Origin of the sequence: Proteus sp. FZP2095 (assembly GCF_023701425.1) — a bacterium.
GTDB lineage: Bacteria > Pseudomonadota > Gammaproteobacteria > Enterobacterales > Enterobacteriaceae > Proteus > Proteus cibarius.
In genome coordinates, this window is the sequence record NZ_JAMQBJ010000003.1 from 233,073 (window position 1) to 259,815 (window position 26,743).

The window sequence follows — 26,743 nt, forward strand, 5'->3', positions numbered from 1 at the left end:
GAGCTCAATATTATAATGGATTAAGTGATGCTTCTTTTGTATTTATAAATTGTTGTTCAGGTAATGCATTCCAGAGTGTCTTTAACCACTCACTACCTTCATGACGATTAAGCACATTAGCAGGAATGACTTCGTTAACTTCACCCTGATTAAGCACCGCTATCGTATCCGCAAATCTTGCGGCTAAGGCTAAATCATGTGTAACCCAAAGCACTGATTTACCTTGATTGCATAACTCTCTTAAATGGCCTAATAACAAGCAGGCATGTTCATCATCAAGCCATGAGGTGATCTCATCCGCCAAAATATACTGTGCATTAGAGAGTGTTGCATTACAGGCTAATACTCGCTTTGCCATTCCACCAGACAATTTTGCCGGATACGTTTTTACTAATGAGCCCGAAAGGTGATAAAGCCCTAACTGTTGCACAATATCATCAGACGAAACATCTGCGCCACTTAAACGCGCAGAGCGACTTAATTGATCACCGATGCAGATCAACGGATTGAGAGCGCTGACACCTTGAGGAATATAACAAAAGGTATTCCCACGATAAGCAATCAGTTCCCGTTCACTTAGTGTGTGCCCATTTAATTTAATCGCACCACGAACTCGCATGTTGGCAGGTAAAAGGCCTAACGCACTTTGTAATAACAGGCTTTTTCCTTCACCACTGCCGCCTACTAATGCCAGCATTTTTCCGGGCTTAATATCCAGTGAGATTGATTTTAGCAACGGTTGCCAATTTCGTTTTCCTAACCAACGAAATTGTGCGATATCAATGGAAAGCTGTTCAAAACTTAACATCCTGCCCCTCTTAACCATAATTGTTGCATTGCTTTAGCAAATTGATCGAAAATCAATACTAAGCACATCAAAATCAATCCAGGAAACACCGCCATCCACCAAGAGCCTGTACTTAAATAACGTAATGCATCAGATAACAATAAACCTAAAGAAGGTTCATGAGCAGCCTGACCAAAACCGAGAAAACTTAACGCTGCACTGTGTAATACTGCGTGAGGAAACATTAACAAGGTTCCCACGATCCACTGAGGTAACAGCATAGGAATATAGTGTTTTTTTACGCACTCAAAAGGCGTGTTGCCAATACGACGCGATAACATTACATAATCAGCTTCTCTAATACGCTGAATTTCACCTCGTAAAATTAAAGCTAATTTAGGCCAATGGGTTAATGCCACAGCCCAAATCACCCCTTGTTGCCCACCACCTAAGGTAAAACAAATTAAAATCAACAGTAATAAATGAGGTAATGCTAAAAGCGCATCAACAACGCCTCTTACAAAAAAATCACAATAACGATTAATTGAGGAGATACCAGCAAAAATTAAAGCGATTGCACCACTCACAACCGCACTTGTTACACCGATATTTAAACTACTTAACATGCCTTGGAAACAACGTAGCCACAAAGAGCGACCTAAGTTATCAGTACCGAACCAATATTGATCTGACGGAGCCTGATTTCTAGCCAAAAAGTCCATTACGATATCAGTATGAGAAACAGAAAAACCATATGCAACTAGCCCAATTAACGCGAGGGTAACTAATAAAAGTCGTAGCAAAGGCTTGTTCGGATCGTAAATCATGAGTCTCGTAAAATTCCTTTATTAATACGTCTTAATAAGATATTAGAAATACTATTACCAAAGAAAATCAAAATAGTGCTGAAAACAACAATTCCCATTAACAGAGGAATATCGCCTCGTAATCCTGCATCAACCGTTGCTTGTCCTAAGCCTGGATAAGCAAATACTTTTTCAGCTAAAAGAGAGCCACCAAGTAATTCACCAATTGATGCAAACTGTAAGCAAAGTGCAGGCGTAATGGCATGACGTAGAACATGAAATAGCATCATAGCCCAACCTTTATCACCTTGGGCCTTAGCGAAATGGATAAATTCACTGCCCATCACTTCAGCGACTTTCGCACGAGTATGCAAAGCGATATTCCCGGTACCTAATAATCCAAGCGCAATCATAGGTAAGATAAGATGAGAAAGACGCTGGCTTAATGTTGCCGTTTCAGCACTACTTCCCATCGGCCAAGCACAACAAATTGGTGCCCAATGTAAAGTGACAGAAAACAGAGATAGCAGCAGTAATCCCACCCAAAACGTCGGTAATGCCGCTAATAGATAAGATAAAGTAGAGATAATTCTATCTGGCCAACGATTAAGATATCGACCAGCGACTAATCCCATCACAACGCCAATAACACCTGAAAATACCCATGCTGAAAAAAGCAAGATAAACGAAGGTCCTGCACGTTCACGAATAACATCAATAACGGGCATGTTATACAACATGGAATAGCCAAAATCCCCTTGAATGATTTGGCTAAACCAAAGCCAAAATCGCATCCATAAAGGCTGGTCAATTCCCCAACGTGCCGCAATTAAAGGATATTGTTCCGGAGGAACATTCAGTAGATCACTACCGATATAGGCCTTAATAGGATCTATCGGTGAAAAACTTAATAAAATAAAAACACCTGCTGTTGTCACCAACAGCAGGCAGAGTAATCGCAGGAAAAAACCTACACTTTGACGTATTACTGACAAGTCCACTTCCAAGTATCTACGCTATTTAATAATGACCATGAACCATGGATTTCAGGTGTTCCTGTACCCAGATCAACACAAGGATTAGTTAGGTAAGTATGTTGCACATTCATCAACCAAGCCCAAGCAGCATCACCTTTTACACCAACGCCATTTTTACCATCCCATTCCACTGCTTTCCAATGAGGAACGGCTTCTTGCCATGTATGGGCATCAAGTGCGGCTTGTAGATGTTTTTCGACTTCAGGATTTTTATAATAACCCGGATTATAATAACCAACACCAGCAGCATTCGCACTGTAGTGATGATATAACTCCATAGGATCAAGACTACCCCAGCCAAATAAAGTCGGATTTGAGTGCATATAGCGCTCTACAGTATCCCAACTGCCTGATTTAAGATCCATTTGAATGCCGAGAGGTTGTACTAGCGCACGAATTGACTCGGCTAAATCGCGACGAGTTGCATCACCACTGGTATACCATAAGGTGAGTTTCGCCTCTAAACCGTCTTTTTCACGAATACCATTTTTATTGAGTTTCCAACCAGCATCTTCAAGAATTTGTTTTGCCTTTTCAACATCACCATCTTTAAATGCAGCCTCAGTTTGATCCCAAGGAAGCCCTTTTACACCGGTATACGCAGGAACGGCATAACCATCAAGCACTTGCTCTGATAACAATTTGCGGTCAAGAGCATAGTTAATCGCTTTACGAATAGCGATATCTGCGGTGATATCGTTACCAATATCATAACCTTGTGCATTCTTTGCGCCTGATTTTACCATTGGAAAAACAATACCACGGTTTTCAACACTCGGCCTTTCCCACAATTTCGTATTGGGCAAATTCTTAGCCATTGCAGCCGTTGCTGGTGGAATACGCACAATACCCAGTTGCCCACTTTGAGCAGCAGCAAAAGCTGCATCTTCATCTAGGAAAACAAAAATAAGTTTTTCAAAATCATTTTTCTGCCCCGCATAATAAGGGTTAGCTTCAACAATTAATTGCTGACCAGGTTGGAAACTTACCATCCGATAAGGGCCTGCACCAATCGGCTTTTGTGCGTAGGTTTTTTCATCATACTTATCAGCAGAAACAATACCTAAAGAGCCTAGTACGTTTACAAACGTACTTTGTGGTGCTTTTAACGTAATAGTGACATTTAAATCATCATCGGCTTTGGCTGAAAGGAAGTTACCCATATCCACTTTACCGCCACTAGCAGCCGCATTGTTATAGGTAAAGACGATATCTTTTGCTGTAAGTGGCAAGCCATCAGAGAATTTTAAGTCAGGTTTTAACGTTAATTTCCATGTTTTACCATCTTCACTTGGCTGATAGTCACTTAACATATTGCTATACCAAGAGAGATCCGCCTTTTGCTTCAATAATGGGCTATGAAGAAGTAAATAACTACCATGGCTCCATCCCAGCATTGGATCAAAACCTTCGGTTGGCTCTTCACCAATGGCTAATTTCAACGTTTGAGCAGATGTTGCAAAAGGGGCACTTAATGCAGCTAAGCAAGTCAACGTAATTAATGATTGACGCCAACCAAACCGAATAGACATAAAACATTCTCCGATTTTTTAGATACAACTTATCATCAGTCTCTATCTAAATAAGATGAAGAGGCTGAAACAAGATAAATAACAATGATAATTATGATGTTCTGCAACTTGGTAAAGATAAAGGCTAAACCAGTGGCATCATAATAAGTTTTTTTATTCAACTACTCGAATAATATTCGACAGTTTATTGATTTCACATAAACTTTTATTAAGCAGTAATACTCATTATGGCAAACTTCTAGCAAGTGCACAGTATTTTTCTAATAAATAAGTTATATATTTATCATTGAATTTATCAGTGAGCATAAAACGAAATAAAGTGACTTTTTAACGAAATTAAATTATTTCTTTTTATTTAATTTACACTGAAAATAAAAAAGGCACATTATTGTGCCCTCTTGTGATCATGTATTTAATATTCTTTTTAATTTGAAATAGCGTCGTCCTAAACGCCAACGCAATCTAAAATCTTTCGCATTCTGCCAGATAAGTGTCCAAATTCCTCTATCAAAAAATTCTTTAACTATTTGTTTTTTAACTTCAATAGATTGAATAGAACCGATTGAGTGAATAATACCTAAACCTTCTTTGGCAATTTGCCAATAGCATGCATTGATATTTTTAGTGACATCCTTATGCTTTTGATTAATAGCATCAAGCATCTCTAATATTTTCACGTAATTATGAATTGTTCGAACATGAATAGCATCATCCGGTGTTGTATGAGAAACAGATCCAGAGTGAATAAAATAATCGTAGTAACGCTCATCAATATATTTAACACGTTTAGCGGTTAATAATGCTTCTGTTGTCCACGGAATATCTTGATGATGTAAACCTGGCTCAAAATAATAACCATAAGCAAGTAGAAAATTGCGACGATAAATATTTAACCAAGTTACATGTAAAAACTTTTTCGATTCAAGAGCACGCTCAAGCCATTGAGGCCCCGTTAAAACATCTGTTGTCTGTAAGCGGTTAGATGGAAATATAGGTCGTGAAGGGCGCCCATCTGCATAGACATAATTACCATTACAAGTTGCAATATCTAAATCATCAGCAAGCGCGATTTCAAGTAGACGAGGATACATTCTGTCATCAATGACATCGTCAATATCAGGAAACGCCACATATTGGCCACGAGCTATTTTAAACCCTGTATTTCGAGCAACGGAAACACCTTGGTTTTCTTGTGTCAAAATAGTGATATCAGGAAATTTATCCTTCCATTCATAAAGTAATTTTAATGAATTATCGTTAGAACCATCATCAACAAGAATAAGCTCCCAACTTGGTAGTTTCTGCGCTTGTAAATAATTAAAAAATTCTGATAAAAACTTCTCGCCATTATAAACGGCGACCACAATACTTAATTGAGGTACAAAAGAAGACATAACCAACCTTTTATTCTTTCTAATAAGTAACTTTCGCTCTGAACATATTGGTTAAGGACAGAAAAGATACCAACCTCAATATGGAGCTATTATTGCTATTCACTCGTTATGCTTAAGTAAAAAGTTACTTTTTGCTAATTTGAAGTAAAAATCATTATTAATAAAGAATAAGTATAATTAACTTTTAAAATACCCTATGAAGAACAGGTTAAGCAGGATTGTTTTTTAAAAGAAATTACTAAAGGAAAAATTAAGGTTAGCGCATAAAAAGCATGTTATTAGCCACAACTTTATTTTAATGAGTAATATAAGTGTCATTAACGCTTTTTTTTGTAGCTAATGAGTAATATAGGTGTCATTAATGAAAAACATCCGCAAAGCGGATGTTTTAATTTTTATCTATAAACTTTGGATACTTGTTTTATTTTTATTCTTCGATATCTTCTTCATCACAAACTTCAAGCTCTGGAAAGTAATCAACTCGCCAAGACTTGATCCCTTGATACACTTTATCAACGGCATTTTTTACGGCTTCAGTCATTGGGTAATAAAAACCGACTAAATCAGGTTGGATCCCTAGAAAAGTAATATCAGGAATATCATCTTTTAATTGATCAATAAGAAAATTCAGCGGCATATTATGGGTGCTCATAATAAACATTTCCGCTATATAATCAGGATCTATCACCCTGATCTCACCTGGATTTAAACCAATGTCAGCAGCATCAACAACGACAACACATTGCGGTTGTAACTCTCTTACTTGGTAAGAAACATTCTCAGGCGCACTTCCCCCGTTGATAACAATCCATCCATCAATTGGGTTTGCTTCCATTAACTCAGCAAGCAGAGGGCCTGCACCATCGTCGCCCATCATGCTGTTACCGACCGTTAATACCACTTTAGGTGCTGTCATTGTTTTACTCATGGTTTTCTCTTCACAATCAAATAAATAGCAGGTTCTGCGTGGATCTCACCCAGTAATTTAATCAGCGTTTGACTCCATTCACTAAAAATAGGATCGTCATTTTTAATAATAGGATCAAATGCTAACGCTAATAAGTGAGTATGCTCCGAGTTAATATTGATTTCACCAAATGTCAGCAATCCCTGCATTTTGCGTTTTGCTTCACCTTCAGGTAATAAATCAATCCATGCTTTATATTTTTCTAAAGGACAGACTAGCTCTGTTTTTAGACAATCAATCATACCCACGTGGTGACCAATCGCGAGCGAATAGTACATCACCTGTTGCGCTTGCTCAGGAATATCATCGTCGCTATCAACAAACTTTTGTCTTAGTGACCAAAAGTAAACTTTAGCGTCATCAGGCATAAATTCCCCCTTGGCTTAATGAATAGACAAGACGTTTTACAATCTCTGATAAACGAGGATCGTTAGCTTGTCGTAGCCATTCATCAACACGTCCACTCACTTCTTGAATAGTGGCACCTTCTAATAAGGTAAGGAAATGATCACTGATTTGTCTTCCTTGATAATAACCAGCAAGACGACGTGCTTCACGCTCAATCATCACTCGAGCATCTAGAGGAATAGAAGGCAGAATTAGAGATGCTTTCTCATTTTCTACTTCAATATGTGATTCGCCTTTTAATTTTTGGTCTAACAAACCCAATGCAACAGCAAAACCATAAATCGTTGCAGCTGGCGTTGGAGGACAACCAGGGATCCACACATCAATAGGTACGATAGATTCGCTACCACCCCATACGCAATACAGATCGTGGAAAATACCTCCACCACAACCACAAGCACCATAAGAGATACAAATTTTTGGATCTGGCGCTGATTCATAAGCACGTAATGCAGGAACACGCATCTGGCGCGTTACTGCGCCAGTGAATAATAAAATATCAGCGTGACGAGGTGAGGCTACCACTTTGATACCAAAGCGTTCAGCATCAAAAACCGGTGTAATTGCGGAGAAAATTTCAATCTCACAACCATTACAACCACCACAGTCAACACGATAAACATAAGCTGAACGCTGAATATCTTTCAACAATGTCTGTTTTAGCTTTTGTACCTGATCATCAAGGGTGATCGGTTGGCTAACATGATGATTAATGGGAATTTCTGGTAGACTCATTTTATTGTACTCCCAATTTCGCCCACACTAATATTTTCACGACCATCAGATAACAAGTTATGTTTACGCTTACATTCAGGGCAAGTTTCAAATTGTGGGCGCATTGCTTCTACTGTTTGCTCATCCCAACCTGATTGCACTAATAGCTCCATCGCATATTCAACTGATTTTCTAGGCGTAAATGGTTGATGGCATTCACGGCAATTTAATAATTTAAAAGTCCCTTTAATATAAAGATCTGACTTTTTAGTCACTGCCGTTTCAAACATATCGGATAAAACAATCGCTCTTGTTGGGCAAACTTCTTCACAACGACCGCAGTAAATACAGCGACCAATGAATAATTGCCAATGACGCTCGCCTGTTTCCAAATTCGTTTCCATCGTTAACGCATTAGCAGGGCAGGCTGCGGTGCAAGCACCACAGACAATACATTGCTGTGCATCATATTCAGGCTTTCCTCTGAAACCATCAGGTAAATCCAGAGGCTTAAATGGATATTTGGTCGTTGCTTCGCCTGTTTTGATTATGGTTTTAAACAATTTTAACATCGTTCATTCCCTCACTTGAGCGGCGAATTTTTACGTTCGATGCTGTAACGTTCAATTTCTTTATAAGAAACTGTTTTAGATTTACGTTTTTTCACATCGACGAGCGTTACCCTGTCAGTACAGGAATAACAAGGGTCAAGACTACCGATAATTAACGGTGCATCAGAGACAGTATTTCCTTGCAACATATAGCGTAATACAGGCCAGTTAGCATAAGTTGCAGCACGGCAACGCCAGCGGAATAATTTTTGGTTATCACCCAACATACTCCAGTGAACGTCTTCGCCTCGTGGCGCTTCAGTAAAGCCTAATGCAAATTTATAGGGTTGATAAGTAAAGCCTTCGGTTAATAATGGGCCTTCTGGTAAGTTATCTAAGGCGTATTCAATCATTGCCATTGAATCTAAAACCTCTTTGATACGCACCATCACACGAGAGAAGACATCGCCGCCTTCATAACTAAAGAGAGTTAATGGAAGATTGCCATAATCTGCAAATGGGTGATCAAAACGCACGTCACGTTTAAAGCCACTCGCTCTGATCATTGGACCTACTGGGCTAAAATCACGAGCGACTTTCTTATCTAAGATACCTACGCCGACAGTACGTTGTTCCATATTTGGCGCGGACAGAAGTATATCCACTAATTCAGTGACTTCTTTACGCATTTCTCTAACTAATTGAATTGTTTTCAGACGCTGATCTTTTAAAATATCGCGACGAATACCACCAATTAAGTTTAAGCCATACGTTTTACGCGCACCGGTCAGCATTTCTGCAATCTGCATTGATTTTTCACGAATACGGAAAAATTGCATAAAGCCAGTATCAAAGCCTGTAAAGTGGCTAGCTAAACCAATATTCAATAAATGGCTATGAAGACGTTCAACTTCTAATAAGATTGAACGAATAGTATGCGCACGACGAGGCACTTCAATGCCTAACGCATTTTCAACAGAAGTCACATACGCCACACTGTGAGTAAAACCACAGATACCACACACACGGTCTGATAAGAATGTGACTTCGTTATAACCCATGCGGGTTTCAGCGAGTTTTTCCATACCACGATGAACATAGAACATGCGGTAATCAGCATCGACAATATTTTCACCGTCTACGAATAAGCGGAAGTGTCCTGGTTCATCTGAGGTAATGTGCATAGGACCAATTGGTACAACGCGCGCATCTTGCTTACCTTCATTCAAGAAAGGATAAGTTTCAACTTCAGTCGCTGGTGCTGGACGTTGGCGATAATCCATCGCATCTTTACGCAGTGGATACATCTCTTCAGGCCAGTCATCTGGAAGCACTAAACGGCGTTCATCAGGTAAACCAACTGGGATAAGGCCATACATATCACGGATTTCACGTTCCCCCCATACAGCAGCGGGTACACGCGGTGTTACTGACGGGAATTCTAAAGTGATTGGGCTAACGTGGGCTTTTACAACCACCCAGCATTTTTCACCCTCTTCCATTGATAATGCGTAGTAAACAGCATAGTCCCCGTTTAAACTACGTTCGTCGTTACCAAATAAAACAGGTAACCAACCGCCTAAGCCGTAATACAGGTATTCCACCACTTCAGGAAGTGATTCCGTTTTTACTGTTATCGTCAATTGATCAGCGGTTTGTCGCTCTTCATCAAGAACAGCTGATGGGAATTTTTCACGAACTTTGGCAACATAATCTCCACCTAGTTCTTTTCCCTCTTTTCTACTGACATAATTTTGGTAGCTCACGTTACATCTCCTGAACCGATGTGGATGGATTGCTGATTAAAGCCGTTGGCCATGCATAAGTAGGTGACTCACTTTTATCAATATTCATCACGATATTAGCGGCATTTTCTAACAACTCGCTGACAGGCTTAGGAATGTGAGTTCCCATTAACAGCATAAGTGCAATCAGAATGACCATTGGTAATGTGGTTAAAATTCCCAGTTCACCTTTAGCAACAACATCAGGTTTTGGACCAAAGACAGTTTTAGCCACCATACGAACTAACCCACCTAATACTACTGTCAATAACAATAATAATAGGATAGTTAAGCCAATGTGCTGAGAAGCTAAACCTGCTACAACAATCATAAATTCACTGATAAAGACGTTGAAAGGAGGCATACCGCCTAACGCTAAAGCACCACCAGCAAAAAGAGCGGCACTTAATGGCATCACTTTAAACATGCCTTTCACGACATTTAAATCACGAGTACCGTATTTCAATAACACGTTACCGGAGCCACAGAACAACAGTGCTTTCGCCAGGCTGTGGTTTAAGGTGTGGAATAAAGCGGCCAAAATACCAATTGGTCCGCCAATTCCTAACGCAACGGCAATTAATCCCATGTTTTCCACACTGGAATACGCTAAAAGACGTTTCATATCACGCTGAATAAGAATAAAGAACGCCGCGATAGCAACAGAGAGGAAGCCAAAGATTAACAGTAAGTTACGTGTAAATTCAGTACCGATTGCCGCATCAATAATAATGTAGTAACGAATGATGATTAATAGCGCGCAATTCAGTAGTACAGCTGATAACAGCGCACTGACTGGGCTTGGCGCTTCACTGTGCGCATCGGGTAACCATGCGTGCATTGGGAATAAACCCGTTTTGGTACCGAAACCGATTAAAATAAAGACAAAAGCTAAATGCATCAGTGTTGGGTCTAACTGGTCTGTATATTTCAACACTTCAGTCCAGAAGATGGCCTGATCTGGATCAGGCATAAAGCTTGCGGCATTGGCATAAACCAAAATAGTACCAAAAAGACCAAACGCCACCCCCACACTACAAATGATGATGTACTTCCACGCAGCTTCCAGAGAAGAACGTTGACCATAAATTCCGACTAAGAATGCAGAGCTTAGAGTTGTTGCTTCAATGGCCGCCCACATTAAGATCAAGTTATTACTCGTGATTGCTAATAACATGGTGAATAAAAAGAGGTGGAAGAATCCATAGTAGTTACACAAAGTGCGTACTGAGATTTCATCCTCATCCACTTCGTGATTCATATAGCCAATAGAATAAAGCCCCGTTAAAAAGCCGATAATACCTAAGATGGCAAGGAATAATGCGCCTAGGCTATCCACATGAACCCAATTAGCAGCAGCCAATATTTCGCCATGAGACATGACATCTGCCACAGTCCCTAATGCAGCGATTAACAATACGGTGATACCAATAGCATGAATCCCCGTCACAACAGGACGCGCACCCGCTTTTAATAACGGACTTAGAAACGCCAGTATTGAAAATACCAACGGTGCAAACATTAAAATTGTTAACATGGTTGTTTGGTTCATCTCCTCACCCCTTCAGCGCGGTCAGTTGATCCACGTTCAGTGTGTTGAGCGTGCGGTAAATCTTACGAGCCAACACTGCCATAACAATCACAGCAAAGATGGCGTCAGTGGCGATACCGATTTCGACCAGTTCTGGTGCTCTCCACGCTAATAGTGCCAGTGTTAAGTGAGAGCCGTTTTCCATTAAGCAGTAACCAAAAGCTTGTTTTAGGATATTTCGTTGAGTCACGATACAAAGCAGACCCAACATAAAATGTCCTAAAGAAACTGCGAGTGCAGGTTTCAAATCAACAACCATTGGTATTTGAATTGGCTCAACCACAAACCAACTTAAAATAACGATAACAGCAGCCAACAACATTAAAAGTGCAGGGCTAATAACACTGATATTCGCACTAGGATCGGATAATTTACGGAATGCAAATCCTAAAATAAGTGGCACAAGCAGAACTTTAGTAAAGAAGGCGGTGATCGCCCAAAGTGTGAGTTGGTGTGCATCTAATGTATTGGCTAAAGTGACGAAGATCATCACTAAAACGAAAGATTGCAATGCATAGAACCAACATGAAGCAATCGGCTTTTTAGCGCCAATTACCAGCAGCGAGGTGATCATCATTAACCCCGCTAGATTGTTTACGATAAGTGCTCCAGTCATGATTTATCTCCCTTATCCTAGCCAAGTGACTGCGATAACACTGGATGCAAAGGACATCACAATCAGTATTCCAATCACAATTTGCATTGCCATAGGAACAGGTTGCCCTTGTGCAACTTCTGTACTTGGTTTGCCAGGAACAACACGACCAAACCAATAGATAAACCAAGTGAAGCTAGCAACAGATTCAATCAGTACTAGCACCATAATTGGTGTCATCACCCAGAAAACACTCGACAGTTCAAAACCTGCGGCAAAAATTGGGAATTTACTAAAGAAGCCATTCATTGGTGGAACACCTGCGATTGCCAGTGCAGCAACACAGAAACCGACACCCAATAATGGATATTTGTTAATTAACCCTTTTAAGCGAGGCAACATACGAGTACCACAGCTATAACTCAACGCACCCGCAACTAAGAAGAACAAGCTTTTAGCGAAGGCATGGTTAAAGATATAAGCGATACCACCTTCAAACGCTTCACGCGGTCCAAAGATAGAAATAGATAATGCAAGGAAGATATAAGAGAGCTGAGTGATGGTTGACCATGCTAACAGGCGTTTCATATCTTTTTGTGGCAGATACATCATAAAGCCATAAATCAACGTGATAACCGCCATGGTAATACCCACCCAACCAATAAGATGAGGGACATTACCATCTGCTGACATAATCGCACGAGCAAAGATGTAAACACCGACTTTTACCATTGATGCTGCGTGTAAGTAAGCACTCACAGGAGTTGGTGCTTCCATCGCATCAGGTAACCAAGCTTGCAGTGGTAATTGAGCTGATTTACCCCAAGCAGCAAAGAGAATTCCACCAAACACAATCAATTTGGTTGGTTCATCTAAGGTTGCAATTGCGGTTAACTCAAAGGTACCTGTACTCACAAACAGGGTTGCTGCCGCAAGATAAAGACCTATTGAAGCAACGTGAGTGATCAACAACGCTTTCATTGCTGAGCGAAGTGATTTTTCAGATTGGTAGTAGCCGATTAATCCCCAAGAACATCCCCCGGTGATTTCGAAAAACAGGAGTTGCCCTAAAATAGTCGATGAAAGGACTAAACCCGCCATTGCACCAATAAAAATCAGCAAGAAGGCATAATAGCGACGAGTACCATCATGTGGATGCTCACGGTTGCCATTGGTCAGATAGCCAGTAGAGTAAAAACTTACTAACAATCCTAAGAACACAACAGCGAAAGCAATCAATGTACTGACACGGTCAATGGTAAAACCAAAGAGCGCAACATCACCATATTGTACTAGCGTAATTGTGGTATCGACTTTACCTTCAGCGAGGAACTGCCAACCTAAAACAACCGTTCCTAATGTGGCTAATAAAGCGAACAGTGTACATAACCACTTCGCCATCCGATTTGGCATTAAGGACGTAATCAACGCCCCCGCAAATGGGATGAGTAAGGTCGCAAGAGCTATATTTTCCATTGTAATCATCGCTCCTTATAGACCGGTTAAATAGAAAACAAGAGCCAGTGCCGCAACACCGAATCCTAACCATGTCACATGGTGAGTCAGTAAGAAGCGACCACGCGCTAAACTGTTTTCAACCAATGACGCTAATACAAACACCACTAACAATTTCACTGCCATTAAAACTAGCGCAATGAGCAATGCAATAAAGGTGAATTCTGTTGCTTTACCGAAAGGAATAAATATGGCTAAGAACAGTTCAGCCACTACCACTTGTTTTAAACCAAGACCCAGTTTCACCATCGCAAAACCAGAGCCTGAATACTCAGTTAATGGCCCTTCTTGTAACTCTTGTTCAGCTTCCGCAACGTCGAATGGCATTTTGCCCATTTCGATAAATGCGGCAAAAGCACAAGCTAATAAAGCTAACAGTGTTGCAGTGGGTGATACCCAACCTTGAGCCAGTGTTGCACTGATAGTGCCAACGTTGGTTGAGCCTACAATTAAAGCCACCACAATCAGTGATAACACTAAGATAGGCTCAACTAACACACCCAGTGTTAATTCACGGCTAGCACCAATGCCAGCAAATGGGCTTCCTGAATCCAAACCAGATAAAGAAAAGAAGAAACGATAAAGTGCAAATAGATAAATCAGTGCGATAAGATCCGCCGCACCTGCAAACAGTGATGTTGCTGTAAAGACAGGCAACGCCATAGCAACCACCAGCATGCTTCCAAGTAACACATACGGCATCACTTGGAAGATCACACCAGATTGCTCAGGTGCTACTGATTGACGTTTAAATAACTTAAAGATATCTCGATAATCTTGCAGAATTCCGGGGCCTTGACGCGAATGCATCTTGGCGCGAATTGTGCGCGAAATACCTGTACATAATGGGGTTATCGCCAACAAAAAGAGTGCTTGTATTAGCGCGAATATTCCCATCATTAACGTAGGTGCTTCTTGGAAAGTCATAAGTCCCTCTCCTTACGCTGCGATGACTAAAAGCAAGATGACCAGCGCTGCGACAACGTATAGACAATAGAGTCTGAAATCCCCGCCTTGTAGGCATTGGATACGTTTTGCAAAACGTTGGATACCACGAACCAGAGGATAAATAATGCGTTCATCCCAGAATGGTTCGACCTTTTCAGCACCGAGCTGTGTTTTATTAAAACCACGAGACAGCAATGGAGATGGATCAAGTTGTTTACGCATACGATAAAGTGGTGCAAACATGCTACGTAATGCTTGAGTAAAGCCACCTGCTGACACTGCCATATCTTTTTCCCACACATAACCACACGCCCAAGGATTACCTTTACGACGAAACGCTGGTTGATTGCCTTTCAGGCCGAGGTAAATCAGGAATGGGATAAGCGGTAGAGCAATTAATAAAACAAATGTTAATGCAGGAGAGAACATTGCTTGCGATGCAGCATCAGGAACAAGCATTGAGCCTTGAGCTACAGTTAATGCACTGGTTTCACTAAGAGACATTGCAATATTTGCAATAATCGGTGCGACAAAAGCAGCACCCACACCTAACACAACACAGAAAAGCGCTAATAAACCCATCGCAATCGTCATTGGTAGTGGCACTTCTTTTGCTTTTGTTGCTTGCTCACTACGAGGGCCACCACAGAAGCTAACCCCATAAACTTTCACGAAACACATTGCCGCTAATGCCCCTGTAATTGCCAACATAATAATGGCAATAGGACCACTCAAACGCATCACAAAGTTACCTTCGTGACTCATCGTGAATAGAGACTGATAGGTATACCATTCACTCACAAAACCATTTAATGGCGGTAACGCAGAAATTGCCATACAACCAATTAAGAATGCTGTTGCAGTGTAAGGCATCAGTTTGGCTAATCCACCCATCTTATCCATATCACGAGTGTGAATTTGGTTAATAATGGCGCCAGCACCAAGGAATAATAACCCTTTGAACACCGCATGGTTTAATAAGTGATATAAAGCACCTAACAGACCAAGTGCAGCAATAACAGGATGGTCGGTTGCCATTCCTACCATGCCAACACCCACACCCATTAAGATGATGCCGATATTTTCAACGGTATGCCATGCAAGTAAACGTTTTAAATCGTGCTCTGCTAATGCGTACATAACACCCAGTACGGAAGAAACTGCACCGAATGCGAGGACAACAATTCCCCACCACATTTCTGTGGCACCTAATAAATCGATACCGACTTTGATTATCCCGAAAATACCAATTTTAACCATCACACCAGACATTAATGCCGATGCATGTGAAGGTGCTGCGGGGTGAGCTTTTGGTAACCAACTGTGTAATGGCAACATACCGGCTTTGGCACCAAAACCAAAGAAACCCAGTAAGAACACCACAGAGGCCATTGCAGGAGAAAGAGAGAGTTGACGGAATGAATCAAAATCAAGGCTACCACTTTCACGCCACATCAAGAAGAAGGCAATCATGATTAACACGGAGCCTGCGTGAGCGATAAAAAAGTAAAGTAAACCTGCGTGAATAGATTCGTCATCTTGGTCAGCAATCACTAAGAACCAAGAAGCCAGTGACATCATTTCGAATAGGATAATAAAGTAGAACGCATTATCCATCACCACTAAGCCAACCATAGAAGCAATAAACAGATTCATAAAGAATCCCATGCTCCAAGCGCCACGTCCTTTATATTCTTGTACATAAGCAAGAGAATAAAGTGCACACACGCTGACCAGTAATGAAATGACGAACACCATAAAGGCGCCTAACATATCCATACGCACTACAAAGGCGGCAAAATCGAAAGGCCCTGCGGCGGTAAAAGTGGCGATTTCACCACCCAAAATAACTGGTAATGCACTTAAAATACCTAAGACACCACCAATGATTGCGCTGATCCCTGAAATAAGGATTGCCAACCCTTCCTGTTTTTTTAAAAACAGTGCAATAACGCCACCAACAACATACAGGATGACTGACCACAGCAGTAACTGAAGAGGTTCCATATTACTTCCGCTCCTGTGTTAAAGTAGATAAATCGTCAAGACTGGTAATTGGTTCCATCACTGAGCCTAAGCGACGCGTTTTCATCTGCTCTTCAAGTTTGTCTTCTTCAACTAAATGCAATGCATCGGTTGGACATACGTTGACACAAGCAGGGCCTTCATCTGAGAAAGCACATAAATCGCATTTCACTGCGATTGCGCGGACACCCACATTCCATGCAAGGAATGGGTTGGTTGTTGGAAGGCTTGCTGGTACATCAGCCAACATTTCTTCAGGCACAAAGTGTTCAAAAACAGCCGGTAAGTTAACGGGTTTACTGCCTGATGGTGTAATTGCACCAAAAGGGCAAACCAGACCACACAACTTACAGCCAATACACAGGCTCTCATTAAGAAAGATCATATTATCTTCATGAGTGATGGCATTGACTGGGCACACGCGAGCACAAGGAGCATCCTCACAGTGCCGACAAAGCATCGGTGCTGTCTGATCCTCCACTTTTACCACTGTAAGACGCGGATGCGCCTGTAAACCCACAGCTTGGTGAACTTCTGAACAAGCTGCCATACAGGTATTACACCCTATGCATCGTTGTGGCTCTGCAATTACAAAGCGATTCATTCGCCACATCCTCCGAGAAAAACGTTTAACAGCATTACTGTCGTCAATTTTTCTTTAGATGAAGCATATTTCGTGCCAAGAGAGAATTTAATTTATTTGTGATAAAAATCATTGAGATAGAAATACAAGAAAGGATTAAGAATGACGTGTCGACAATAATGACGTTGACAGTAAGTGGTGAGTTCTAAACAGTAATTTCGTCGTCACTATAATTAGGTATCAAAAATGGCGGAGCACAAAGAAAAAAATAGCTGAATTATCTTTAGGTAACTCAGCTAAGTTTAAATACGTAATATTGATATTTTTTATAACATAAGATTAAGGCATTAAAGGCGATACCAGAGGTATTCTTTCATCATTAACCACTTTACCAAAACGCTCACTGCCTGCATTCCAATCGGTGATTGCTTGTTGAATTTCTTCTTTGCTACGACCAATAAAATTCCACCACATCAAAATTTTTTCATTTAAAGGTTCGCCACCTAAGAAAAGAATTTGAGCATTATCACTTAGAGCAATCGTTAATGATTCAGTGTGTTGTATTCCAATATAAGCAAGTTCATTCGCAGCAAAGCTTTCCCCTTCTATTGTCATGTCTCCAGTTAAGACAAAAAGCCCATATTCATATTTAGGATTTAATGATAAAGGAATGCGAGTGGCATGTTTTGCCATAATATCCATGCCAATCATGGGTAATAAACGTAATACTGGGGAATTGTAGTTTTGATAATCACCAATTAGTAACGTGAAGTCAGCGCCATCGGCTTGCCATTTAGGGAGATCAGGATAGTGATCAAAGCGCGGTGGCATATTTCTTTTATCGTTTGGTAGCACTATCCATAATTGTGCTAGATGGACTTCTTTTTTATCACCGTGACTATCTTCTGAATGGCTAATACCGTGACCTGCTGTCATTAAATTCACTTGTTGAGGTCGAATAACTTGCTGAAAACCGAGGCTATCGCGATGCAAAATCTCCCCTTCTAACATCCAAGTAAAAGTTTGCAAGCCAATATGGGGATGTGGAGAAATAGCTAATTTATCGACAGTGTCATTAAAAACAGTGGGGCCTAAATGGTCGAGAAAACACCAAGGTCCAACTAATCGTTGTTTTTTATCAGGTAAAGCACGATAAGTTTCAATTCCTCCAACATCACGGGTTTTAGAGGTAATACGTAATGGGGCATTTACTGTATCAGCGTGTTGATGTTCCATTGTTCACCTACTTTTAATTTATTGTTAAGCCATAAAAATGCTTTATTTATTACCTAGTATAGAGACTAAACCTTTATCTATTTAATAAGCAAAATATATTACTTAAGTAAAAAATAAGCCTGATAATTCAGGCTTATAAAAGTGAATAATAATGACTTAAATTTTATAAATTTTCTTTTCTATTTGTCTCATTGAATTTAAGCCAGATTGCAAATCTTCTGGTGTTGCTTCAGAAAAACCTTCTGTAAAATTTGCTGATAAATAAGCATCAACCATCATTTTAGCTTTAAACGGTGTTATTAATAATCCACCCATTGCCATCATATTACAGTTATTAATGACCTTACAAAAACGGGCGGTTGTGATACTTTCACATACACCACAATAAACATTTTTATGTTTATTCGCACTAATACTCACGCCCATTCCTGTACCACAGAACACAAAGCCAATATATTCAGGATGCTCAGAAATAATTGAACCAACTTTATCACCTACATCACAATAGCCAATAGGCCCTGATTCAGTGAGATCTTTTATTGTGTGATTTTTTTCTAACAAATACGATTTAATCGTATTTTTAAGTTCAAATCCTGAAGGATCAGCGCCCATAATAATCGTTCTATTTTCCATATAGCCTCCTAAATTAATTCAAGCACTACAGGCAAACATAAACCGTTGATAAAATTGAAATTAAAAATAAAATCAAAGACTATTATTTATATTTAACCTAAATAAAGTATAGATTAAAATTCTATTATTTGTGTTTAAGCATGAGGGATTTACAAAAAAAAAGAAGAAATAAAGAAATGGAAACTCATTCCATAAAGAAGGTAATTAACCTATAGAATATCGCTAAATTATTATTTCATAAATTGAATTAATAAAAAAACAAAAGAGATATATCAAAGTAAATGTCTATATTGAAAGGGTTTCCCTAGTACAACTAAAATATAAAATAAAGATCAATAATATTACAGGATTAATGTTTTTATCTATACTCTTCAATATCTCTTAAAGGAAAATCAAAATAACTTAAATAAATATTGCTGTGGATTATCTTTACCAAAACAACCTACACACCCATTCTAAGAAAACGGTTATTTTTTACCAATTCCAATATTGAATATGGCATTCTATTTTGGCATCAGAATAATAAAAGGATAAATAAATCAGAAACAAAATAATAACACAAAAAATTAAATAATGCAGTAATACAAATCACTCAAATTTTTAGAAAGAAAACACTGCCTATTAATCAATATTTATAAATTAAAATAAAAAAATACCGCAGATATTTAACATTATCTGCGGTAATTATTTATTGTGCTTAACGCTACACTCAGTAAAATAATCTATGCGATTATTTTACACGCGATACATATTCACCTGAACGAGTATCAACTTTGATAACTTCACCGATTTGTACAAACAGTGGAACTTTAACAACAGCACCAGTGCTTAATGTTGCTGGTTTACCACCTGTACCCGCGGTGTCACCTTTCAGGCCTGGATCAGTATCAACGATTTCTAATTCAACAAAGTTTGGTGGAATAACAGCAATAGGACGATTATCCCACAGTGTTACGATACACTCAGCTTGGTCGATCAACCATTTAGCATTTTCGCCAACGGCTTTCTCGTCTGCAGCGAGTTGTTCGAATGTTTCATTGTTCATGAAATGCCAGAACTCACCGTCGTTATACAGGTAAGTTAAGTTGATATCCATGACATCTGCACCTTCTGCAGAATCGGTAGATTTAAATGTTTTTTCCAGTAATTTGTTAGAAATCAGTTTACGCAGACGCACACGAGCAAATGCCTGACCTTTACCTGGTTTAACAAATTCACATTCAGTAATGACGGCTGGCTCGCCATCTAACATGATTTTAAGACCTGAACGAAAATCGTTGGTATTATAAGAAGCCATGAATATCCTCTAACTTTTTTAATTTAAAATGGCATAGCCAAAAAATGGCACACATTGTAACTCATAATCACCCCACCAGAGAAGTCTGGTTAACACAACTCGCGCAGGCAATCAGTGATCCTGTTGAATTACTCCAACTTTTAGCATTGGAACATCACGCTGATCTCCAAAAAGGGGCTCAGGCGCGACGGCTTTTTCCGCTACGGGTTCCCCGTGAATTCGTTGCACGCATGAAAAAAGGCGATCCTAACGATCCATTACTTTTACAAGTATTAACTGCAAATGCTGAATTTACCATAACACCGGGATTTTCTACGGATCCGTTAGATGAGCAACAAAATGCGGTGCCAGGTTTATTACATAAATATCAGAATCGTGCATTGCTTCTGGTCAAAGGTGGTTGCGCTGTCAATTGTCGCTACTGTTTTCGTCGTCATTTTCCTTATGAAGATAACAAAGGAAACAAGGCGAATTGGCAAAAGGCAATAGAGTATATCAAAAATAACTCAAAACTCGATGAAATCATCTTCTCTGGGGGCGATCCTCTTATGGCGAAAGATGATGAGCTTGATTGGTTAATAACACAACTAGAAGCGATCCCACATCTTAAACGTTTACGTATCCACTCTCGCTTACCTGTGGTTATTCCTGCTCGCGTCACTGATGCGCTATGTAAACGCCTGCAACAATCACGTTTGCAAAATATCATGGTATTGCATACCAATCACGCCAATGAGATTGATGATGCATTGAGAGAAGCCTGTGCAAAGCTAAAAAATGCCAATGTCACTTTATTGAATCAAGGTGTGTTATTACGAGGGGTTAACGACAGTGCTGAAGTCCTTGCAGATTTAAGTCGCGCCTTATTTGATGCAGGTATTATGCCTTATTACTTACATGTTCTAGATAAAGTACAAGGGGCGGCTCACTTTATGGTGCCAGACAGTGAAGCTAGAGAAATTATGAAAGGACTGATGAGCTTAGTATCAGGTTATATGGTGCCCAAACTCACACGTGAAATCGGCGGTGAACCGAGTAAAACTTTGTTAGATCTTGGGTTACGCCAGCAATAATAAATATCACAAAAACAAAAAAGCTGTAGCTCAGTTCAAACAGATGAAGTGACTACAGCTTTTTATCTATTAGCAGACTAATAAATAGTGAATAAATTAAATGCCCTTACTGGCATTTATAAACTTGCCCACTCATTTTGCTATCTAATGGTGCAAAGCTATCAACAAAGCTACCTGCGCCAGTACCAACGTTAAAAATAACGTTACCACCCATTGCGGCTGCTTTATTACGTAAGTCGTTAGCAGCACCTCGCAGTGATTGGCTTTCAGTACGGGAACCTGATAACCAGTTATTTTGAACACCTGTCACTGTTCCTAATAATTGGCATTCACTGCCTGGTTGCGTATCAGTGATTTGTACCTGTGAGCCAGCAGTGCTTAATGTGTTTGTTGCAGAACAGCCTGCTAGTAACAACGCTGCAGCAGCTCCCAATAACAATTTAATTCGCATGATCCCCTCATTTATTTGAGTGTCCGTTTAGTCACGACAACAATATACCTTGTCATCCCTATTATGCGCAAAAATAAATCATCATCACTATCTCACATTAGCCAATAGCCTTAAGATATTATTTTCGCTTCAAACTTATTTTAACGTACAAATTCGGCTTTGAGATAGACAAAGCAACAATGCCCTTATTCTACACTGCTTTTATGCTTTTAAAACGATCTGCCTTATTTTCGGTCTGTACAGTGCGAGAATGAACACACAATTAGTTCATTTTTTAAAAATCTTCAGACAGCAAACCGCTATCTGAAGATAATATTGGCCAAATTAACTCAAATGATGATTCAACGCTTCTTCTTTTAAATCTAATTCATGGCGTAAACGATGAAAAATATGCTCGCTAATATGACGTGATTTACGTAACTGCTGTAATGTATCACGCTCTATTTTTAACGCACTACGCGACAACTGGCGTTCCATGCTAAACAAGCGTTTCAGATCAAGTGCGCCTTCTTGCACACTGTCTTCACTATCAAGACGACGACTGTAGATTTCTAATAAATGCGAACCCGCTTCATTGCGTAGTGACATCTCATCAAGATCTTCACAAGGCTGGTTCATCAACTCATTAATATGCGCAATCGCCGCTTCGTTTAATGCCAGACGTGTACGAATTTCATCATTCTCATAAGGTAAATCTTCTGATAGCCCTTTGGTTAAAATCGGCAATGCAATAGTTGCAATTAATAATGAACAAAGAATAACGCCCATAGCAATAAAGATAGCGAGATCACGGGTTGGGAAAGGTGAACCGTCTGTCATTAATAAAGGAAGGGTTAAGATACCTGCTAGTGTAATTGCACCTCGTACTCCTGCAGTTGCCATAATGGCCATTAAACGCAGATCATGGCGAGATAAACGTTTATCAGGAGAGCGGAATACTGTCAGTGACATAGAGATCCACACCCATGTAAAACGCAATACGGCAAGCCCTATTGTAATAACGATGATGTAACCTACCACCGCCCAAGGATTAGTCGCACCTGCTGATTGCGTCACTTCAGGTAACACCTTCCACATCGCAGGAAGTTGTTCACCTAATAAAATAAAAATCATCCCATTAAGTGCAACTTGAACAGTATCCCAAACCGCTTTACTTTGCATACGTGTAGCGGCTTGCATACGACCCACAATTTTTTCGTAGTGCATTGCAATACCAGCAACAACTGCGGCTAAGATCCCCGATACATGGAAATGCTCAGCCAATAAATAAGCAATAAATGGCATCAATAAGCTTATCAAGATTTGGATAGCCGGATCTTCACCAGTACGTTTAACCAAAAACTGATTTAATCGACCAATCACGCCAGCCACAATCAAACCAATTGCTGCACCACCTAAAGCCACTAATAAAAATTGCCCTGTTGCTGATGCAATAGAGAAAGAGCCGGTTAATGCAGCCACAACAGCAAAGCTAAAGCAGACTAAACCTGTGGCGTCATTAAGCAATGATTCGCCTTCTAAAATATGCGTCATACGCGAAGGAAGTGGCGAGTTGACAGTCATTGCTGAGACTGAAACAGGGTCGGTTGGTGACAAAATTGCTGCTAATGCAAAAGCGATAGCAAGCGAAATTGAAGGAATAAGCCAATGAATAAAAAAGCCCATACCAATCACTGTCACCACAACTAAACCAATTGCCAGCGACATAATCGGTTTAATTTCTTGGAATAACGCCTCTTTGGGAATACGCCAACCATCTAAAAAGAGCAATGGAGGAATAAATAGGAATAAGAAAAGATGCGGATCAAAATCAACTTCAAAGCCAAAGATAGATAAACAGGCTCCGACAGCAATTTGAATTAATGGCAAAGGAATTTTTTCTGACAGCAATCGAGAGATAAATACACTCACAATCACAGCAAAAAGAAAGATAAGCACAATGGCGACAACAGACATGGTGAACACCCCAATTTATTTAATTATTTTTTAAGCGGTGCAGTAAAAACGATCTGTTGTCTAGTTGTAAAGAAATAAGTTGTTTCTAATTATATAAAAAATAAATTATCTGATAATTCTGAAATAAAACGATATAAAAAAACCCGAGCCTAAGCTCGGGTTTTTCGTGTAAAACAGTTAGCTGATGAATTACATCATGCCGCCCATTCCACCCATGCCGCCCATACCACCAGCGCCACCTAAATTCATTTTGTCGTCTTTAGGTAAATCTGTGATCATCGCTTCTGTTGTGATCATCAGACCTGCGATAGACGCAGCAAATTGCAGTGCAGAACGAGTAACTTTAGTTGGATCTAAGATACCCATATCAATCATATCGCCGTAAGCATCAGTTGCAGCGTTATAACCGTAGTTACCTTCACCCGCTTTCACGTTGTTTACAACAACAGATGGTTCTTCACCTGCGTTAGCAACGATTTGACGCATTGGAGATTCCATTGCACGTAATGCAACGCGGATACCTACTGTTTGTTCTTCGTTATCACCAACCATCTCACGCAGAGCGTTAGCAACACGAACCAGAGCAGTACCACCACCAGCAACAACGCCTTCTTCAACTGCTGCGCGAGTTGCATGCAGAGCATCGTCAACACGAGCACGTTTTTCTTTCATTTCAACTTCAGTTGCTGCACCAACTTTAATTACTGCAACACCGCCAGCTAATTTAGCAACGCGTTCTTGTAATTTTTCGCGGTCATAATCTGAAGTTGCATCTTCGATTTGTTGACGGATTTGAGATACACGACCGCTGATTGCGTCTTGATCACCTAAACCATCAATAATTGTTGTTGTATCTTTGTTGATAACAACGCGTTTTGCTTGACCTAAGTCTTCTAATGTCGCTTTTTCTAACTCCATGCCGATTTCTTCAGAAATCACAGCACCGTTAGTTAATGTTGCAATATCTTGCAACATTGCTTTACGACGATCACCAAAGCCAGGTGCTTTAACAGCAGCAACTTTAACGATACCACGCATGTTGTTCACAACTAATGTTGCCAGTGCTTCACCTTCAACATCTTCTGCAATAATAAGCAGAGGTTTGTTAGCTTTAGCAACGGCTTCTAATACAGGCAGTAATTCACGGATGTTAGAAACTTTTTTGTCAACTAACAGAATGAATGGGTTTTCTAATTCTGCTGTACCCGTTTCTGGTTTGTTGATGAAGTAAGGAGACAGATAACCGCGGTCAAACTGCATACCTTCAACAACGTCTAGCTCATCTTCTAAGCCAGTACCTTCTTCAACGGTGATAACACCTTCTTTACCAACTTTATCCATCGCTTGCGCGATCAGAGTACCGACGGTTTCATCAGAGTTAGCAGAAATTGTACCAACCTGAGCAATCGCCTTAGTATCTGAACATGGAACAGACAGTTTTTTCAGTTCTTCGACTGCTGCAATAACAGCTTTATCGATACCGCGTTTCAGATCCATTGGGTTCATGCCAGCAGCAACTGCTTTTAAGCCTTCAGCAATGATTGATTGTGCTAATACTGTTGCAGTTGTAGTACCATCACCTGCCGCATCATTGGCTTTAGAAGCAACTTCTTTCACCATCTGTGCACCCATGTTCTCGAATTTATCTTCGAGTTCAATTTCACGTGCAACAGATACACCATCTTTAGTAATAACAGGTGCGCCGAAAGATTTATCTAAAACAACGTTACGACCTTTAGGGCCTAAAGTTACTTTAACTGCATCTGCAAGAACATTAACACCACGTAACATTTTATTACGAGCATCTACACCGAATTTGACGTCTTTAGCTGCCATCGTATATTTCCTTTGAATTCGTTCAGTTTAAGAAGATCTTAAAAGAGAAAAATTATTCTTCTACAATTGCTAAAATGTCGCTTTCAGACATGATAAGCACGTCTTCGTTATCAATTTTTTCTGTTTTAACGCCATAACCGTCGTTAAAAATTACGATATCGCCAACTTTAACATCTAGCGGTTTAACGTCGCCGTTTTCCATAATACGGCCTTGACCTACGGCTAAAATTTCGCCACGAGTAGATTTACCCGCCGCTGTGCCTGTCAGTACGATACCGCCTGCTGATTTAGCTTCGACTTCTTTACGTTTAACAATAACACGGTCATGTAATGGACGAATCTTCATTAATAGTGCTCCTATAAAAAAGTCCATATCAGGATTAAGGTTGATACCAGTGCCCAAGATGAACCAGTACCATGACGATACAGGTGGGGGCATCCGGTAAAACTTCAAGGGGAGAAGTGTGATTTTTTTTCAAATTTTCCCCATTTTAGTTGATTATGCTTTGGGCTAATTATTTTTTATCAGAAAAATGGTCGTTATCCTGATCTTCAGCCTTATTATTCAGCTGGTTACTCGGTGAATCCTCTTTACGCTGAAATTCACCTTCGAATGTTGTTCCATTCTGATTAGAAGAAAATCCACTTTGACCATGACCTGCTGAATAAACTCGAATTCGAGAGATCAGTTTCGTCACTAATAGCGCTTGCAATGGTGGTAATAACAACAGCAAGCCCAAGAAATCCGTAAAGAAGCCTGGGATCAACAATAAAATACCCGCCAGTATCAACGAAACGCTTTTCACCATTTCTGCTGCGGGGACTTCACCTACTGCGAGTTTTTGTTGCATTGAAGCAATATTTTTTACGCCCTGATTTTTTACCAGTGAGACACCAACACAAGAAGTTAGCACCACAAGGAATAGTGTTGTAAGAACGCCAATAGAAGATGCCACATTGACGAAAATAACAGCTTCTACGTAGATAAGAAGGCAGATAATAATTAATGGGAGCCAACGCACTT

The 26,743-nt window shown here is 40.0% G+C and carries 25 protein-coding genes; 1 reads left to right on the forward strand and 24 read right to left on the reverse strand.

What is annotated here, in order from left to right; genetic code table 11:
* Positions 1-10: 10 nt before the first annotated feature.
* The 19 genes from yntD to efp all read right to left on the reverse strand — a co-directional run bounded on the left by yntD (position 11) and on the right by efp (position 20,403).
* The gene (yntD, locus tag NBG71_RS13895; protein ID WP_075673451.1) at positions 11-808 is read right to left on the reverse strand and encodes a nickel ABC transporter ATP-binding protein YntD; all 798 of its coding nucleotides are present in this window, start codon (positions 806-808) and stop codon (positions 11-13) included.
* Positions 802-1,614: a nickel ABC transporter permease YntC gene (yntC, locus tag NBG71_RS13900; RefSeq protein ID WP_250916940.1), complete on the reverse strand. Its 813-nt coding sequence runs from the start codon at positions 1,612-1,614 to the stop codon at positions 802-804. The genes yntD and yntC overlap by 7 nt, the downstream gene beginning before the upstream one ends.
* Positions 1,611-2,594: a nickel ABC transporter permease YntB gene (gene yntB / locus NBG71_RS13905; RefSeq protein ID WP_075673449.1), complete on the reverse strand. Its 984-nt coding sequence runs from the start codon at positions 2,592-2,594 to the stop codon at positions 1,611-1,613. The genes yntC and yntB overlap by 4 nt, the downstream gene beginning before the upstream one ends.
* Positions 2,579-4,162, reverse strand: a complete 1,584-nt coding sequence (locus NBG71_RS13910) for an ABC transporter substrate-binding protein (RefSeq protein ID WP_099659717.1) — start codon at positions 4,160-4,162, stop codon at positions 2,579-2,581. The genes yntB and NBG71_RS13910 overlap by 16 nt, the downstream gene beginning before the upstream one ends.
* A 404-nt stretch (positions 4,163-4,566) precedes the next feature.
* Positions 4,567-5,556, reverse strand: a complete 990-nt coding sequence (locus NBG71_RS13915; protein ID WP_159363578.1) for a glycosyltransferase — start codon at positions 5,554-5,556, stop codon at positions 4,567-4,569.
* A 427-nt stretch (positions 5,557-5,983) separates the two neighbouring features.
* A complete protein-coding gene (hycI, locus tag NBG71_RS13920; protein ID WP_164530722.1) occupies positions 5,984-6,484 on the reverse strand; it encodes a hydrogenase maturation peptidase HycI in 501 nt (166 codons plus the stop codon).
* On the reverse strand, positions 6,481-6,891 hold the full coding sequence (locus NBG71_RS13925; RefSeq protein WP_088494545.1) for a formate hydrogenlyase maturation HycH family protein: 411 nt from the start codon (positions 6,889-6,891) through the stop codon (positions 6,481-6,483). Before NBG71_RS13925 ends, hycI begins: the two co-directional genes overlap by 4 nt.
* On the reverse strand, positions 6,884-7,666 hold the full coding sequence (locus NBG71_RS13930) for an NADH-quinone oxidoreductase subunit B family protein (RefSeq protein WP_072069032.1): 783 nt from the start codon (positions 7,664-7,666) through the stop codon (positions 6,884-6,886). The genes NBG71_RS13925 and NBG71_RS13930 overlap by 8 nt, the downstream gene beginning before the upstream one ends.
* On the reverse strand, positions 7,663-8,217 hold the full coding sequence (gene hyfH / locus NBG71_RS13935; RefSeq protein ID WP_075673442.1) for a hydrogenase 4 subunit H: 555 nt from the start codon (positions 8,215-8,217) through the stop codon (positions 7,663-7,665). The genes NBG71_RS13930 and hyfH overlap by 4 nt, the downstream gene beginning before the upstream one ends.
* A gap of 11 nt (positions 8,218-8,228) precedes the next feature.
* Positions 8,229-9,962, reverse strand: coding sequence for a hydrogenase large subunit (locus tag NBG71_RS13940; protein ID WP_075673441.1), 1,734 nt, complete (start codon positions 9,960-9,962; stop codon positions 8,229-8,231).
* Position 9,963: 1 nt separating this feature from the next.
* Entirely contained in the window at positions 9,964-11,532 is a 1,569-nt protein-coding gene (locus NBG71_RS13945; RefSeq protein ID WP_075673440.1) for a hydrogenase 4 subunit F, read from the reverse strand.
* Positions 11,533-11,536: 4 nt separating this feature from the next.
* Positions 11,537-12,187, reverse strand: a complete 651-nt coding sequence (gene hyfE / locus NBG71_RS13950) for a hydrogenase 4 membrane subunit (RefSeq protein ID WP_036934333.1) — start codon at positions 12,185-12,187, stop codon at positions 11,537-11,539.
* Between the two features lie 12 nt (positions 12,188-12,199).
* Positions 12,200-13,651 (reverse strand): hydrogenase 4 subunit D, encoded by a 1,452-nt coding sequence (locus NBG71_RS13955; protein ID WP_075673439.1) that lies wholly within the window; start codon positions 13,649-13,651, stop codon positions 12,200-12,202.
* A gap of 6 nt (positions 13,652-13,657) precedes the next feature.
* Positions 13,658-14,608, reverse strand: coding sequence for a respiratory chain complex I subunit 1 family protein (locus tag NBG71_RS13960; RefSeq protein WP_069369756.1), 951 nt, complete (start codon positions 14,606-14,608; stop codon positions 13,658-13,660).
* A 12-nt stretch (positions 14,609-14,620) separates the two neighbouring features.
* The gene (hyfB, locus tag NBG71_RS13965) at positions 14,621-16,636 is read right to left on the reverse strand and encodes a hydrogenase 4 subunit B (RefSeq protein ID WP_099659720.1); all 2,016 of its coding nucleotides are present in this window, start codon (positions 16,634-16,636) and stop codon (positions 14,621-14,623) included.
* A 1-nt stretch (position 16,637) separates the two neighbouring features.
* Positions 16,638-17,258: a 4Fe-4S dicluster domain-containing protein gene (locus NBG71_RS13970; RefSeq protein ID WP_075673437.1), complete on the reverse strand. Its 621-nt coding sequence runs from the start codon at positions 17,256-17,258 to the stop codon at positions 16,638-16,640.
* A 318-nt stretch (positions 17,259-17,576) separates the two neighbouring features.
* The gene (locus tag NBG71_RS13975; protein WP_250916941.1) at positions 17,577-18,473 is read right to left on the reverse strand and encodes a pirin family protein; all 897 of its coding nucleotides are present in this window, start codon (positions 18,471-18,473) and stop codon (positions 17,577-17,579) included.
* 156 nt (positions 18,474-18,629) lie between these two features.
* Positions 18,630-19,106 carry an RpiB/LacA/LacB family sugar-phosphate isomerase gene (locus tag NBG71_RS13980; RefSeq protein WP_075673435.1) on the reverse strand — a complete coding sequence of 159 codons (477 nt, stop codon included), beginning with the start codon at positions 19,104-19,106 and terminating at the stop codon, positions 18,630-18,632.
* A 730-nt stretch (positions 19,107-19,836) separates the two neighbouring features.
* Complete coding sequence (gene efp, locus NBG71_RS13985; RefSeq protein ID WP_036934346.1) at positions 19,837-20,403, reverse strand: elongation factor P; 567 nt, start codon at positions 20,401-20,403, stop codon at positions 19,837-19,839.
* A gap of 44 nt (positions 20,404-20,447) precedes the next feature.
* Between efp and epmB the strand changes: the two genes are divergently transcribed.
* Entirely contained in the window at positions 20,448-21,476 is a 1,029-nt protein-coding gene (gene epmB / locus NBG71_RS13990; RefSeq protein ID WP_075673434.1) for an EF-P beta-lysylation protein EpmB, read from the forward strand.
* Positions 21,477-21,582: 106 nt separating this feature from the next.
* On the opposite strand, the gene NBG71_RS13995 is transcribed toward epmB, so the two are convergent.
* The 5 genes from NBG71_RS13995 to NBG71_RS14015 form a co-directional block, all read right to left on the reverse strand.
* A complete protein-coding gene (locus tag NBG71_RS13995) occupies positions 21,583-21,927 on the reverse strand; it encodes a DUF4156 domain-containing protein (RefSeq protein WP_023582946.1) in 345 nt (114 codons plus the stop codon).
* 324 nt (positions 21,928-22,251) lie between these two features.
* On the reverse strand, positions 22,252-23,883 hold the full coding sequence (locus NBG71_RS14000; RefSeq protein WP_075673433.1) for a Na+/H+ antiporter: 1,632 nt from the start codon (positions 23,881-23,883) through the stop codon (positions 22,252-22,254).
* Between the two features lie 189 nt (positions 23,884-24,072).
* Entirely contained in the window at positions 24,073-25,719 is a 1,647-nt protein-coding gene (gene groL / locus NBG71_RS14005; RefSeq protein WP_250916942.1) for a chaperonin GroEL, read from the reverse strand.
* Positions 25,720-25,771: 52 nt separating this feature from the next.
* Positions 25,772-26,065, reverse strand: coding sequence for a co-chaperone GroES (locus NBG71_RS14010; protein WP_036914050.1), 294 nt, complete (start codon positions 26,063-26,065; stop codon positions 25,772-25,774).
* 169 nt (positions 26,066-26,234) lie between these two features.
* Positions 26,235-26,741 (reverse strand): FxsA family protein, encoded by a 507-nt coding sequence (locus NBG71_RS14015; protein ID WP_075673432.1) that lies wholly within the window; start codon positions 26,739-26,741, stop codon positions 26,235-26,237.
* Positions 26,742-26,743: the final 2 nt, after the last annotated feature.